The organism is Streptomyces sp. DSM 106670 (genome assembly GCF_055792845.1).
The window spans coordinates 2,907,331-2,921,824 of record NZ_CM147704.1; the positions used below are offsets into that span (position 1 = coordinate 2,907,331).

Genomic DNA, 14,494 nt, shown 5'->3' on the forward strand with positions numbered 1-14,494 from the left:
TGTCTTTTACGTCTAGGTGGCACCGGCCCGCCATGCTCGCCTCGCGGCAAGTGGTCGCTCGAAGCGACGAAGGTTGGGCCCGGGGGCTTGGATCGAACCGGTGCCAGTACCAAGGTAACAAAGACCCCGGAAAAGTGATTCCCGTGCGCCGGGTTGACTCGCGGAACCTGCCGCGTCAGTCCCTGAGCAGGTCCGGCACCCCGTCCTCGTCCGGCAGGTCCCGCTCCCCCGAGACCACCGTGAGCTGCTGCGTCGCGCGGGTCAGCGCCACGTACAGCACCCGCAGACCGGCCGGGGACTCGTCCGCGATCTCCGCGGGCGAGACGACCACCGTGGCGTCGTACTCCAGGCCCTTGGCCTCCAGGCTGCCCAGCGCCACCACCCGCTCCCCCAGCTCCGCGAGCCACTCGCGGGCCTGGGCGCGGCGGTTCATCGCGACGACCACGCCGACCGTGCCGTCCACCTCCGCGAGCAGCCGGGCGGCCTCCTCGCGGACCGTGGCGGCCAGCTCCCCGTCGCGCACCGGCTCGAAGCGGGGCACCACCCCGGTCGAGCGGACCGCCGCCGGGGACTCCATGCCGGGCATGGCCAGCGCCAGCACCTTCGCGGCCAGCTCCGCGATCTCCGCCGGGTTGCGGTAGTTGACGGTGAGGGTGAAGCGGCGGCGCGGCCGGGAGCCGAGCGCCTCGTCCCGGGCGGCGGCCGCCTCGTCCGGGTCGGACCAGGAGGACTGGGCCGGGTCGCCGACGACCGTCCAGGTGGCGTGCCGTCCCCGGCGGCCGACCATGCGCCACTGCATCGGGGTGAGGTCCTGCGCCTCGTCGACGATGACGTGGGCGTACTCGGTGCGCTCCGCGGCGAGCCGCTCGGCCCGCTCCCACTGGGTCTCCTCGCGCTGCGGCATCAGCTCCTCCAGACCGGTGAGCTGGTCCAGCGGATCGGCCTCGCGCTTGCGCTTGGGCCGGTTCGGGGTGCCCAGCAGCGCCTGGAGCTCGTCCAGGAGCGCCACGTCGTGGACGGAGAGCGGACCGTTGCCGTCCGCGTCCAGCCGCTTGAGGGAGCGGGCCAGGCGGCGCACCTCGCCCTGGTTGAGGATGCGCCGGGACCAGCGGGCGAGCCGCCGTTCGTCGGCCATCGCGGCCAGCACCCGGCGCGGCGTCAGCTCGGGCCACCATGCGTCGAGGAACTCCAGGAACGGGGTCTCGGTGGAGACGTCCTCGTCGAACGAGGAGCGCAGCTCCGCGGCCAGCTGGGGGTCGGTGTACCGGCCGCGCCCGGAGGACTTGCTCCACAGGGCGTCCAGCAGCAGCTTGCGGGCGCGCGGGCGCAGCAGGTTGACCGGGGCGGTGCCGCCCAGGGCGTTGTGCCGGATGCGCTGGAGCTCGTCGGCCTCCAGCTCGACCCGGGCCCCGAAGGCGACCACGCGCAGCCGGTTCGGGGGCGTCGCCGCGCCCCGCTGCCCGGGCTCCTCGCCGAAGGCGAGCTGGCCCGCCTCCTCGCGGGGCGCGGCGGGCCTGCCCTGTTCCAGGGCGCCCCGGGCGGCCTTGCGCAGCACATGGAGCATCCGGGAGGAGCCCTTGATCCGGGCCACGGCGGGTTCGTCGTAGGCGGTGGCGCCTTCGAGGCCCGCCGCGTCGTCGGAGAGCGAGCCGATCGCGCGGATCGCCACCTGGCCCTCCTCGCCGAGCGAGGGCAGCACCCCTTCGGTGTACGCGACCAGGAGCGGGGTGGGCGAGACGATCAGGATGCCGCCCGCGTACCGCCGCCGGTCCTGGTAGAGCAGATACGCCGCCCGGTGCAGGGCGACCGCGGTCTTGCCGGTGCCGGGACCGCCGGTGACCTCGGTGACGGAGGCGGCGGGGGCCCGGATGACCAGGTCCTGTTCGGCCTGGATGGAGGAGACGATGTCCCGCATGGTGTGGCTGCGGGCCTGGCCGAGCGCCGCCATCAGCGCGCCGTCCCCGATCACCGGCAGCCGCTCGCCGTCCAGATACGCCGTCAGCTCCGGGCGCATCAGGTCGTCCTCGACCCCGAGGACCTTGCGGCCCTTGGAGCGGATGACCCGGCGGCGTACGACACGGCCCGGCTCCTTCGGGGTGGAGCGGTAGAACGGGGCGGCCGCCGGAGCCCGCCAGTCGATCACCAGCGGGGCGTAGTCGGAGTCGAGCACCCCGATGCGGCCGATGTGGAGCGTCTCCGCGATGTCGGCGGTGGCGTCGTCCCGTACGGAGTCCTCGGCCGGCTCGACGGAGGTGTACGCGCCGTCCGGGCCGCGCTCCCCGTCCTTGCCGAGCAGGAGATCGATCCTGCCGAACAGGAAGTCCTCGAACTCGCTGTTCAGCCGGTTGAGGTGGATCCCCGCCCGGAACACCTGGGCGTCCCGCTCCGCGAGCGCGCCGGGCGTACCGACCTGGCCGCGCTTCACGGCGTCGTTCATAAGAAATTCCGCCTCGTGGATCTTCTCTTCGAGGCGGTGATAAACACGGTCGAGATGCTCCTGCTCGACACCGATTTCCCGGTCCCGCAGCGATTCGACAGCGGCATCCTGCGCGGCCACCGAGGCCCCCTTCTTAACGGCACTGGGCAGCCGTCAACCCTATGCGAAGGGGGGCCCGAGCGCACCTGCCGACCGCATCCCGATCGCGCGTCGTACCGGGCGGGGGCGCGGGGAAGCGCGGCGGGCGCGGTTCAGGCCCCGATCTCCACCAGCCGCTCCCCGTCGAAGGTCCGCACCTCGAAGCGGGCGATGTCCTTCCGGTCCATCGCCGCTCCGCCGTGCACATACAGCGGGGCCTTCGCCGTCGGATGCGTGGCGCCCTCGATGCCGTACCCCCACTGCGGGACGGACCAGGAGGTGACGACCTCCTCCTCACCGGTCTTGGAGACGGCGATCAGATTGCACTTCTGCGGCCCCTTGACGTTCTTCAGCTCCAGGACCGTGTGGGTGCCCCAGGCCTTCTCCTCCATGCCGACGGTCGCGCCGACCTGGGTGGTGGGGTCGGTCGCGGAGACCTTCTCCGTCATGTGCTCGAAGAAGGCGTCCTCGGCCGGGCTGGTGGGATGGGGGTCGTTCGCGGCCACCGATCCGCCGCCGCCGCGGTCGTCGCCCGCCGTGACCGCGAACGCGGCGACCGGGCCGCCGATGATCAGGGCGGCGGCCGCGGCGACCAGATAGCGGCTGCGCCGGGTACGGCGGTGCCGCTTGCGCGCGACCTCGTCCATCAGCCCGCCGAGCACCCGGGGCGCGGGCTTCTCGGGTACGTGCGGCACGGGGCGGGCGCCGGGCACGGCGGAGGGCGCCTCGGAGAGCATCGCGAGCATGGGCTCCATCGAGGCGAACTCGTCGAGATGCGCCGCGCACCGGGCACAGCCCGCGAGGTGCGCCTCGAAGGCGCTCGCCTGCGCGTCGTCGAGGATGCCGAGGACGTACGCGGCGGCCGCGTCGTGCTCGGACCCTTCGGGCTCCACGCCGAACGGACCGCCGGGGCCGGTGGGGCCGCCGGGGCCGCTCGTGCCGCCGGGGCCGGAGTGGTGCGCGGGCCCTGAGGGGTGTGCAGGACCCGCGGTATACGGGGGACGTGAGGGACCGGACGGCGTGCGGGGGCCGGGAGGCCGGGGCCCGAACGGCTGCCACTGCTGGTCGCTCATGCCGTGATCCCCCTCTCTTCGAGTGCGAGCTTCATCGAACGCAGTGCGTAGAACACCCGGGACCGCACGGTCCCGCTGGGAACGCCGAGCACTTCGGCGGCCTCGTTGACCGTACGTCCCTTGAAGTAGGTCTCGACCAATGCTTCCCGGTGCGCGGGGGTCAAATCTTCGAGCGCGTCGGAGAGCGTCATCAGCCACAGCGCCTTGTCGATCTCGTCCTCCGCGGGAATGACCTCCAGCGGCGACGGATCGACCTCGCGCGGCCGGGCCTGCCGGCTGCGGTGGTTGTCGATGACGATGCGCCGGGCGACCGTCACCAGCCAGGGTCGGACGGAGCCGGTGGCCCGGTTGAGCCGGCCGGCGTTCTTCCAGGCACGGATGAGCGTCTCCTGCACCACGTCCTCGGCCCGCTGGCGGTCGCCCGCCACGAGCCGGAGCACGTACGCGAGCAGCGGCCCGGCATGTTCGCGGTAGAGCGCCCGCATCAGCTCCTCGTCCGGTATCCCGGAGGAGGACGGGGGCGGCTCACTGCGATGTCGAGCCCTGTGCGGACGGTCATCGGCCACGGCCGCATCCTTGCGCACCCGAACCTCCCGGTCGAGACCTCTGAAACGAGCTCTTGGACCATCGATACGGGGGCGGGGGCCGGTTCATTCAACGCCGGGCGGAATTTCTTTTTCCGGGCCGTACGCGCCCGGTCTCTCGCGGCCGTGCGCGTCGGTCGTCCGCGAGGTCCTGCGCCGGTGCCGGGCGACCCGTTCGCGGTTGCCGCAGACCTCGCCGGAGCACCAGCGCCGCCGCCCGCCGCGCGAGGTGTCCAGGTAGAGCCGGTGGCAGGCCTCGCCCTGGCAGCGGCGCAGGGCCGCCCGCGCGACCGGGTCGGTGAGCAGGTCGACCGCGTCCCGGGCGACGACGGCGAGGAGCCCCGCGCAGTCGGGCGCTGAGCTCAGGGCGCGCACCAGGTCGCCGTCCGCGCCGCGCACCGCGCGCGGCCCCGGAGGCGCCCCGGAAGCCAGGGAGTTGAGCCGCTCCAGTGCGCCGTCCGCCTCGGGCCCGCCGAGCTGAGCGGCCATCAGACGGCTGACGGCGGAGCGCAGTTCATGGAAGCGGGTCACCCAGGTGTCGTCCAGGGCGGTCAGCGCGGTGCCGGGCGGGACGAGCCGGGCGTCGGTCAGCCACTGGGCCAAGTGACCGGGCCCGTCGAGCTGTTCACCGGTGCCGGGCACGCCGCCCGCACGTTCCGTGGCCACCAGATCGAGGCAGATCCGGCCCGTGTCGAACCGCCATGTCCGCGCACCTCTGCCCGCTGCCATGATCCCGCTCACCGCCTTGGGTCACCCGGTGGAACGACCCTCCCCAGAGTGCTCCTGTCGGGGCCCGGCCGGAACCCCCGCCGCCGCCCCCGTACCGTGACGGCCATGGGTTACGAGGGGGAGGTACGTATGGACCCGTACGACGGGAGCACCGTGATCGGCTCCGCGGGGTTGCGGCTGCGCCGGTGGCGCGAGGAGGATCTACCCGCGCTGCTGCGGGCGTACGAGGATCCGGCGATGCGGCGATGGCTGGACACCCAGGTCACCGGGCCGGACGGGGCGGCCGACTGGCTGGAGGCGCAGCGTGCGGGGTGGGCGTCGGGCACCCGCTTCGCCTTCGCCGTGACGGAGGGCGGGCGGGCCGGTGAGCCGCTCGGCAACATCGTGCTGAAGCGGCCGGATCCGGTGAGCGGCCTTGCGGAGGTGGGCTATTGGACGACGGCCTCGGCGCGCGGCCGGGGCGTGGCGTCACGGGCGCTGACGGCGCTCACCGACTGGGCGTTCACGCACTTCGGCGAACAGGGCCCGACCCGGCTGGAGTTGCTGCACCAGGTGGACAACGAGGCCTCGTGCCGGGTCGCGGAGAAATGCGGATACCCGTTGGCACGCGTGATCCCGGCGCTGCCGCCCGACTATCCGCTGGACGGCCATGTGCATACGCGTGAGGCTCCGGCGGCGACGCTCAGCCGGCCGGCGGATCGTCGTGCAGAAGCCGCTGGAACAGATGGTGGTCGCGCCAGCGGGCGTTGATGTGCAGATAGCCGGGTGCGGTGCCGATCCGCTCGAACCCGGCCTTGGTGAGCACCTGTTGGGACGGGGCGTTGTCGGTGACGGTGGCCGCCTCGACGCGGTGCAGGCCCAGCCGGTCGCGGGCCGCCTCGCAGACCGCGCGGACGGCGGCGGTGGCGAGGCCGCGTCCGGTGCGGCCCTCGTCGACCCAGTAGCCGAGGCGGCCGTTGCGGAAGGGGCCCCGCTCGATGCCGGAGAGCGTGAAGGCGCCCACCACCTGGTCGTCGGCGTCCGCGAGCACCCAGGGCATGGCCCGCCCGGCGTCCCGGTCGGCCAGCAGCGCGGTGAGCCGGGCGGTCTGGCCCTCGACGGTGTAGAAGGTCTCGGGGCGTACGGGTTCCCAGCGGCGCATGTACGCGCGGTTGCGGGTGAGGGCGGTGGCGAAGGAGGGCGCGTCGGTGAGTTCGGCGGGCCTGAAGGTCACGTCGGGGGCGAGGAGGTGGGTGCGGTCGGTCATCCGGTCACGCTAACCGGGACGGCCGGGCGTTCCGTACGGCCCCCGGGCCCTCAGCGCCCGTACTTCGTGTCCGCCGACGCCCCCTCAGCGCCCGTACTTCGTGTCCGCCGACGCCCCCTCAGCGCCCGTACTTCGTGTCCGCCGACGGGTCCAGCGCCAGCCGGTAGCCGCGTTTGACGACCGTCTGGATCAGCCGGGGCACGCCCAGCGCCGTGCGCAGCCGGGCCATCGCGGTCTCCACCGCGTGCTCGTCGGTGCCGCTGCCGGGCAGCGCCCGCAGCAGGTCGGCGCGGGCCACCACCCAGCCGGGGCGGCGGGCCAGCGCGTGCAGGAGGGCCATGCCCGCGGGCGGCACCGCGCGCAGCTCGTCGTCGACGAGGACGGCGTGGCCCCGGATCTCGACGCGGTGTCCGGCGACGGGCAGGATGCGGGCGGCCGCCGGAAGGTGGGCGCACATCAGCTGGACGAGGGGGCCGAGCCGGAAGCGTTCGGGCTGGAGGGTGTCGACGCCCCGGGCCTGGAGCGGCAGGGCGGTGACCGGTCCGACGCAGGCGACCAGGACGTCGTCGCGCAGCGCGCCGAGGACTTCGGGAAGCTGTCCGCGGGTCTCGGCGCGGCCGAGGAAGGAGGCGGCGGCGGGGGCGCTGGTGAAGGTGATCGCGTCCAGGCCCCGGGCGGCCGTGACGTCGAGCATCCGGTCGAGCGGGGCGAGGTCCTGCGGCGGCATCCAGCGGTAGACGGGCACGACGACGACATCGGCGCCCGCGGCCGTCAGCGACTCGACGAAGCCGGGCAGCGGTTCGCCGTGCAACTGGAGCGCGACCCGGCGTCCCGCGACGCCTTCGGCCAGGAGCCGGTCGAGGACCTCGGCCATCGATTCGGACCCGGGCGACCAGGTCTCGGTCAGCCCGGCGGCCCGGATGGCGCCCTTGACCTTGGGGCCCCGGGCGAGGAGTTCGACCCGGCCCAGCGTCTTCAGCAGGGCGTCGCCGATGCCCCAGCCGTCGGCCGCCTCGATCCAGCCGCGGAAGCCGATCGCGGTGGTGGCGACGGCGATGTCGGGGGCGTGGCCGATGAGTTCCTCGGTGGCGGCGAGGAGTTCGCTGTCGTCGGCGAGCTGCACGATCCGCAGGGCGGGGGCGTGCAGGACGGCGGCCCCGCGGCGTTTGAGGAGGGTGCCCAGCTCCTCGGCACGGCGGGCGGCGGTCACCCCGACGGTGAAGCCCGCGAGGGGGCCGTGCGCTGTGTCGTCGTCCTGCATGGCGTGTTCCCGGCTCCTGTGTCCCGCTGGTACGCGATGTGCGGAGGCCCGAGACTGCCAACGGTGCGTGACAGGCTCGGTTCCTCCGTATTTCCCGGCCGTTACGTCGTACGACTCCGGGATGTCGTCCTGCGGGCTCCCTCACACCTCCGCGTAACCGAGCTGGGCCCGTGCGGTCACGGGTGCGGGGCGGCGAAGGTATACCGCCCAGGTGAGGGTGAAACACACGCCGTAGAAGACGAGGAAGGACCAGAAGGCCGCGGTTCCGGTGCCGGAGGTCTGGAAGGACTGGCGGAAGGCGAGGTTGATGGCCAGCCCGCCGAGCGCGCCGACGGCCCCGATGAGGCCCATGGCCGCGCCGGAGAGCCGCCGTCCGTGGGCGGCGGCCGCCTCGCCGTCGAGCCCCCGGGCCAGCGCCTTGGCGTGGAAGATGCCGGGGATCATCTTGTACGTCGATCCGTTGCCGAGGCCCGTCAGGACGAACAGGGCGGTGAAGCCGGTGAGGAAGACCGGCAGCGAGGCGGTTCCCGAGGCCTGGATGACGACGCCGGTGGCGGCGGCCATCGCGGCGAAGGTGGCCAGGGTGATCCGCGCGCCGCCGTACCGGTCGGCGAGCCTGCCCCCGACGGGCCGGATCAGCGAGCCCAGCAGCGGGCCGATGAAGGTGAGCGAGGCGGCCTGGAGCGGGGTGCGGCCGAACTGGGTCTGGAGCACCAGGCCGAAGGCGAAGCTGTAGCCGATGAACGAGCCGAAGGTGCCGATGTAGAGGACCGACATCAGCCAGGTGTGCGGGTCGCGGACGGCCTCCAGCGCGGCCCCGGTGTCGTTCTTCACGGGCCGCAGGTTGTCCATGTACAGGGCGGCGCAGACGGCGGACAGCACGATCAGCGGGATGTACACACCGAGGACGATCCGGGGGTGCGAGGCGCCCAGGGTGCCGATGACGAGCAGGCCGATGAGCTGGACGACGGGGACGCCGACGTTGCCGCCGCCCGCGTTGAGGCCGAGCGCCCAGCCCTTCTTGCGCAGCGGGAAGAAGGCGTTGATGTTGGTCATCGAGGAGGCGAAGTTGCCGCCGCCGATCCCGGTGAGCGCCGCGACCGCGACGAAGGTGGCGTACGAGGTGCCCGGTTCCATCACCCAGAACGCGGCCAGCGTCGGGACGAGCAGGCTCACCGCGCTGAAGACCGTCCAGTTGCGGCCGCCGAAGCGGGCGACGGCGAAGGTGTACGGCACCCGCACCAGCGCTCCGACGAGGGTGGCGGTCGAGATGAGGAAGAACTTTCCGGCCGGGTCGACGCCGTACTCCGGTCCCATGAACAGGACCATCACCGACCACAGGGTCCAGATGGAGAATCCGATGTGCTCGGAGAGCACGGAGAACCACAGGTTGCGGCGGGCGACGCGGTCGCCCTTCTCGCGCCAGAACGTCTCGTCCTCCGGCTCCCAGGTCTCGATCCAACGGCCTGCCATCACGCGCCTCCACAAGGGGTCGGGGTGTTGTTCCCGACGCTAGGGAGCCCGCGTTTCGGCGTGGTGCCGCGAGGTGACCGGTGCGCAACCTTGCTCTCACCGGGCCGTTCCCGGCCCGGTGAGATGGACCGCTACGGCCGCCCGTCCGGCCAGAGCTGCGGCCGGCGGCGGGCGGCGAGGTCCTCGGCCCAGCCGAAGGCGAGGACGCAGAGCGCGATGAGGGCCCAGGTGATCAGCAGGACGGGCACCCAGCTCTCCAGCAGCCAGGGCACGTTCTCGCTGAGCGCGTCCACCGACCAGAGCCGGTCGTAGAGGGTGGCGGCGGTCAGGATGCAGACGTTGTGCCAGAGGTAGACGGTCACCGCTCGCGAGTTGAGCAGGGTGATCGGCCGGTCGAAGGCCCGCAGCCGCCTCGGCCACTCGGTCCAGGACGGGCTGTAGTGCAGCAGGAGCAGCACACAGCCGAAGGACCACAGGGCCTGGGCGAGCGGGATGGAGTCCAGGTCGAAGCCGCTGCGGAACCCTTCGTGGCTCGCCCACCACAGCCCCGCGCCCGCGAAGAGCGGGGCGATCGACGGTACGAGGTAGGAGGGCAGCCGTTTCAGGACGCCTTCCTGGTGGGCCATGCCGAGGACCCAGCAGGCGCCGAAGGTGGAGAAGTCGGTGATCGCGGAGTCGAGCCGGTCGGTGGTGGAGAACAGCTCCAGACGCATCACGACGGCGAGCGCGAGCGGCGCCAGCAGCGTCGGCCAGGGCAGCCTGCGCAGGCCGCGCAGGATCAGCGGCGAGAACAGCACGAACCACAGGTAGGCGCGGATGTACCAGAGCGGCCCGGCCAGCTCCTCGGGCCAGCTCTCGCCGAGGAAGCCGTCGATGCCCGCCACGTCGTAGGCGTACGGCGGATCGCTGAGCGGCAGCACCCAGTACGCCATGTGCTGCCACCACCAGCCGGGGTGGCCCTCGGCGTCCGGGCCCCAGCCCTGGGCGAGCATGCCGGTGACGCCGATCGCGCCGAGCAGCCACAGCGGGGGCAGCAGCCGACGGATCCGGCCCCGGATGACCTGGACGGCGGGCCGCTTCAGCGAGCGGGCCATCAGCGTCCCGGCCAGCGCGAACATCACGCCCATGGAGGGGAAGACGATGGGCAGCCAGGCCCAGCCGGTCAGGTGGTAGAGGACGACCCGGAAGAGGGCGAGGGCCCGCAGGAGGTCGAAGTACCGGTCGCGTCCGGGCCGCACGGACTTCGCGGGCTCCGCCGGGGCGGGCGGCGGGACCGTGGGGTGCGGGGCGGTGGCCCGGGGAAAGGGCGGGGCGGTCATACGTAGGGCCTCCGGTCCGTGCTGTCACCGCTGACGGCCGGCCCGGCGTCCTGGGCCTGCCGGGGGCGCTGGGCGGACGAGCCGCCGGGGGCCTCCACCGCGCCGGTGCGGCGGAGCTTCTGCCAGCGCAGCCGGCCGCCGGTGAGCGCGGTGATCCAGGACTGGAGCAGCACGACGTACATGAGCTGGCGGTAGAGGATCTGCTGGAGCGGCAGCGAGATCAGGTGCGTCATGCGTTCCCGGTCCAGCCGGAACGCGTACGCGGCGCAGACCGCCTGGACCACCAGAACGCCGAACCAGGCGGCGACGGTCTTGCCGGTCGGCCCGAAGACCAGCCCGTACAGCAGGAACACGTCGATCAGCGGGGCGAGCAGCGGGGCGACGACCATGAAGAGGGAGACGAAGGGCAGCCCGACCCGTCCGAAGCGGCCCGACGGCCCGCGTTCGATGACGGCCCGGCGGTGCTTCCAGATCGCCTGCATGGTGCCGTACGACCACCGGTAGCGCTGCGACCAGAGCTGCTGGACGGACTCCGGCGCCTCGGTCCAGGCGCGGGCGTTCTCCGCGTAGACCACACGCCAGCCGTCCCGGTGCAGGGCCATGGTGACGTCGGTGTCCTCGGCGAGGGTGTCCTCGCTCATGCCGCCGACCCGCTCCAGGGCCTCGCGGCGGAACGCCCCGACGGCACCGGGGATGGTGGGCATGCAGCCGAGCACGTCGTACATCCGGCGGTCCAGGTTGAAGCCCATCACGTACTCGATGTGCTGCCAGGCGCCGATGAGGGAGTCGCGGTTGCCGACCTTGGCGTTGCCCGCGACGGCCCCGACCCGGGGGTCGCCGAAGGGCTGGACCAGTTCGCGGACGGTGGCCGGTTCGAAGACGGTGTCGCCGTCCATCATCACGACGATGTCGTAACGGGCGTGCCGGATGCCGTTGTTGAGGGCGGCGGGTTTGCCCGCGTTCTGCTGGCGCACGACCCGTACGCGGGGCAGCCGCATGGCCTCGACGAGGTCGGCGGTGCCGTCGGTGGAGCCGTCGTCGATGACGATGATCTCGATCGGGTGCTCGCTCGCGACGAGGGAGCGCACGGTGGCCTCGATGCACTCCCGTTCGTTGTACGCGGGGACGAGGACGGAGACCGGGCGGGTGACGGGCGCGCCCCAGCTGAAGTTCCTGCGGCGGACCTTGCGGGCGTGCAGGAAGGAGAGCAGCAGCATCAGCCCGAAGCGGGCCAGCACCAGGACGCCGATCACGGCGAGCCCGACGACCAGGACGCCGGTGATCCGCTCGGACACGGCGACGGCGGAGACGAACGCCTTGCCCTTCCACAGCGCGAACCCGGTGACCGGGGTGTGGGCGCTGGGGGCGTCCAGGGCGGTGGTGAGCCGGGTGAAGGTGTAGCCCTGCTTCTTGAGGTCCGGCAGCAGGGTGTCGAGCGCGGCCACGGTCTGCGAGCGGTCGCCGCCGGAGTCGTGCATCAGGATGATGGCGCCCTTGCCGTCCTTCGGCGTGGCCCGCTCGACGATGGCGCGGACGCCGGGGCGCTTCCAGTCCTCGCTGTCGGTGTCGTTGACGACGGTGAGGTAGCCGCGGCTGCCGATGTACTCCGTGACCGGCCAGGACTTGTTGTCCATGGCGTACGAGAAGGAGGAGTACGGCGGCCGGAAGATCGAGGTACGGATGCCAGCCGCGCCCGCCAGCGCCAGCTGGTTCTGCGACAGCTCCCAGTCGATGCGCTCGGTGGACTGGTAGGAGAGGTCGGGGTGGTTGAAGGTGTGCAGCCCGATCTCGTGGCCCTCGGCGACCATCCGCTCGACCAGCCCGGGGTAGCGGGCGGCCATGTTGCCGGTGACGAAGAAGACGCCGTGGGCGTCGTACTCCTTCAGCTTGTCGAGCACCTTCGGCGTCCACACCGGGTCCGGCCCGTCGTCGAAGGTCAGGACGATCCGGTGGTCGGGTATGCGCAGGGTCTCGGGGTCGCCGGAGCGGGCGTCGATGACGGGCCCGCCGGAGCGGACGTCCTTCGGCACCCGGGTGTGGGAGTCGGCGTCGCGGACCCGGTGGTCGGCGAGGATCTCGCTGTGCACGTATCCGCGCAGCATCAGCATCGCGAGCAGGGCGACGAGGAACGTCGTCGGCAGGAGGTAGCGCATGGGGAGCCTGAGCCGGCTCCGGCCGCGTGGCGCCTTCCTCTTCCTGCTGACCTTGCCGTTCCTGCCCCGCGTGGCGGGGGAGTTCATTTACGGGGCGCTCTCTTCTTGCACCGGTGGTTCGGGGGTCTCGGCGGGCGGCGTCGTCGGAGCGGGCGGCTCCGTCTCGGGCGGCGGCTGCGTGGGGTCGACCGGCGGTTTGGCGGTCGAGGCGGCGGGGGCCGGTTTCGTGGCCCCGCCCGTACCGCCTCCCCCGGTGGTACGGGACGGGTCCGCCGACGTGGACGCGGAGGGGCGGTTCGCCGATCCGGCGGGCACGAGTACGGAGGTGGCCGACGGGGTCGCGCCGTCGGGGGCGCCGGACGCACCGGGCGTCGCGGAGCCGGAGGCCCCGGGTCCCGGCTCCGGGGCGTCGTCGGACGGGTCGTCGGCGGCGTCGCCGGGTGCGGGCACCTCCTCGACCTGCTCCGCCTGCGTCTCCTCCTTGGGCTCGGACAGGGGCAGCCAGGGGGCGCTGGAGTTTCCGCCGAGGACGGCGAAGACCAGCGTCACGGCGTAGGCGGCGCAGACAGCGGCCAGGATCCAGCCGAGGCGCCGGAAGGTCTTGCTGCGGCGGCCGCTCTCGTCGACGAAGACGGGGCCGTCGGAGCCGTCCGGCGGGGTGGGCTCGCCGGGCAGTTCGGCGAGTTGACGGCCCAGTCCGTCGAGCTGGATCGTCGCGTCGTTGGGCTCATGCGTATGCCCGGTTCTCTTGCCTTCGCGCCAATTGTCCACAGGTGCAGCCCATCCCCCACTCAAAGAATCGGGCACACCGAATTTGACTGGTTCTTTACTGTCGGACTGGGTCCCCACCCGTCCAAGAACCTGGCGTACATGCACCCGGACGATGAATGTAGCGCACGACATTGACGCCCAAGTGCCCCTGAACGGAGTTGATCAGGAACGGTTGCGCATCGGTGACGGATCGCCCCGAAGCGACCACCGGCCGGACGGCGGGACCGGTCGGCCATCGGCAAGTGCCAACTGGTCAGTAGGGTTTTGCGGCGCGTTGTCGCCGGGCCGGTCGGGACCGGTGCGGCGACAACGCGCCGGTATGGAAACGGAACCGGACCGGCCGGTGGGCGCGGCAACGGTCCGGGCCGCGACCGAAGGCCGACGACGCCCGGCACGAGCCGTCCCACCTGGCGCAATGACCCACCGGAATTCGGCCACGCCTCCTCGTCAGTGCGGGCGCGGGCCCGGGGAAGGTTCGGCGGCGAGCGAGCCGAGCGGTATGACGAGGGGGCTGTGCGAGACGGGATCCTCGATGACCCGGCAGGGCAGCGCGAACACGTCCTCGACGAGCTCCTCGGTGATCAGGTCGGCGGGCGGCCCCTCCGCGACGACCGCCCCGTCCTTCATCGCGATGACATGGGTGCCGTAGCGGGCGGCCTGGTTCAGGTCGTGCAGCACGGCGACGAGGGTGCGGCCCTCCCGGTTGAGCCGCCGGAACAGCTCCAGCAGCTCGATCTGGTGGGCGATGTCCAGGAAGGTCGTCGGCTCGTCGAGGAGCAGCAGCGGGGTCTCCTGGGCCAGCACCATCGCCACCCAGACCCGCTGGCGCTGCCCGCCGGACAGCTCGTCGACCGGCCGGCCGGAGAGTTCGGCGACGCTGGTCTCCGCCATCGCCCGGAGCACCGCCTCCTCGTCCTCCCGCGACCACTGCTTGATCAGCTTCTGGTGCGGATGACGGCCGCGCGCGATCAGGTCGGCGACGGTGATGCCGTCGGGGGCGAGCGAGGTCTGCGGCAACAGGCCCAGCCTGCGGGCCACTTCCTTGGACTTGTACGAGGTGATCGCCCGGCCGTCCAGGATCACCTGCCCGGTGCTGGGGCGCAGCAGTTTCGACAGGCCGCGCAGGAGCGTGGACTTGCCGCAGGCGTTCGGGCCGACGATCACGGTGAAGGAACCGTCCGGGATCTCCACGGAGAGGTCGTGCGAGATGGTGCGGCGGTCGTAGCCGATGGTGATGCCGTCGGCCCGCAGCCGGGCGGCGGAAGTGGTCTCGGCCACGGGTGCGTCGTGGAGCTGGGTCATGGCGGTGC

At 72.6% G+C, this 14,494-nt stretch carries 12 protein-coding genes; 1 reads left to right on the forward strand and 11 read right to left on the reverse strand.

What is annotated here, in order from left to right:
• Positions 1 to 175: 175 nt before the first annotated feature.
• From ACSMXR_RS12895 to ACSMXR_RS12910, 4 genes are all read right to left on the reverse strand, one after another.
• On the reverse strand, positions 176 to 2,557 hold the full coding sequence (locus ACSMXR_RS12895) for a HelD family protein (RefSeq protein WP_381849280.1): 2,382 nt from the start codon (positions 2,555 to 2,557) through the stop codon (positions 176 to 178).
• A 131-nt stretch (positions 2,558 to 2,688) separates the two neighbouring features.
• Positions 2,689 to 3,648 (reverse strand): anti-sigma factor family protein, encoded by a 960-nt coding sequence (locus tag ACSMXR_RS12900; RefSeq protein WP_376188030.1) that lies wholly within the window; start codon positions 3,646 to 3,648, stop codon positions 2,689 to 2,691.
• Positions 3,645 to 4,232, reverse strand: coding sequence for a sigma-70 family RNA polymerase sigma factor (locus ACSMXR_RS12905; RefSeq protein ID WP_063751866.1), 588 nt, complete (start codon positions 4,230 to 4,232; stop codon positions 3,645 to 3,647). The genes ACSMXR_RS12900 and ACSMXR_RS12905 overlap by 4 nt, the downstream gene beginning before the upstream one ends.
• Before the next feature lie 66 nt (positions 4,233 to 4,298).
• A complete protein-coding gene (locus ACSMXR_RS12910; RefSeq protein ID WP_218526249.1) occupies positions 4,299 to 4,961 on the reverse strand; it encodes a CGNR zinc finger domain-containing protein in 663 nt (220 codons plus the stop codon).
• A gap of 105 nt (positions 4,962 to 5,066) precedes the next feature.
• On the opposite strand from ACSMXR_RS12910, the gene ACSMXR_RS12915 reads away from it, so the two are divergent.
• Positions 5,067 to 5,711 (forward strand): GNAT family N-acetyltransferase, encoded by a 645-nt coding sequence (locus tag ACSMXR_RS12915; RefSeq protein ID WP_473171905.1) that lies wholly within the window; start codon positions 5,067 to 5,069, stop codon positions 5,709 to 5,711.
• Here the strand turns inward: ACSMXR_RS12915 and ACSMXR_RS12920 are convergent.
• The 7 genes from ACSMXR_RS12920 to ACSMXR_RS12950 form a co-directional block, all read right to left on the reverse strand.
• On the reverse strand, positions 5,644 to 6,207 hold the full coding sequence (locus ACSMXR_RS12920) for a GNAT family N-acetyltransferase (RefSeq protein WP_473171906.1): 564 nt from the start codon (positions 6,205 to 6,207) through the stop codon (positions 5,644 to 5,646). The genes ACSMXR_RS12915 and ACSMXR_RS12920 overlap by 68 nt on opposite strands.
• 118 nt (positions 6,208 to 6,325) lie before the next feature.
• Positions 6,326 to 7,468: a uroporphyrinogen-III synthase gene (locus ACSMXR_RS12925; RefSeq protein ID WP_137233668.1), complete on the reverse strand. Its 1,143-nt coding sequence runs from the start codon at positions 7,466 to 7,468 to the stop codon at positions 6,326 to 6,328.
• Positions 7,469 to 7,609: 141 nt separating this feature from the next.
• Positions 7,610 to 8,941 (reverse strand): nitrate/nitrite transporter, encoded by a 1,332-nt coding sequence (locus ACSMXR_RS12930; protein ID WP_364890909.1) that lies wholly within the window; start codon positions 8,939 to 8,941, stop codon positions 7,610 to 7,612.
• A gap of 131 nt (positions 8,942 to 9,072) precedes the next feature.
• Entirely contained in the window at positions 9,073 to 10,260 is a 1,188-nt protein-coding gene (locus ACSMXR_RS12935) for an acyltransferase family protein (RefSeq protein ID WP_473171907.1), read from the reverse strand.
• Positions 10,257 to 12,413 carry a bifunctional polysaccharide deacetylase/glycosyltransferase family 2 protein gene (locus ACSMXR_RS12940; RefSeq protein ID WP_473171908.1) on the reverse strand — a complete coding sequence of 719 codons (2,157 nt, stop codon included), beginning with the start codon at positions 12,411 to 12,413 and terminating at the stop codon, positions 10,257 to 10,259. The genes ACSMXR_RS12935 and ACSMXR_RS12940 overlap by 4 nt, the downstream gene beginning before the upstream one ends.
• Positions 12,414 to 12,500: 87 nt before the next feature.
• The gene (locus ACSMXR_RS12945; protein ID WP_473171909.1) at positions 12,501 to 13,184 is read right to left on the reverse strand and encodes a hypothetical protein; all 684 of its coding nucleotides are present in this window, start codon (positions 13,182 to 13,184) and stop codon (positions 12,501 to 12,503) included.
• Between the two features lie 447 nt (positions 13,185 to 13,631).
• A complete protein-coding gene (locus ACSMXR_RS12950; RefSeq protein ID WP_137233774.1) occupies positions 13,632 to 14,486 on the reverse strand; it encodes an ABC transporter ATP-binding protein in 855 nt (284 codons plus the stop codon).
• Positions 14,487 to 14,494 lie beyond the last annotated feature (8 nt).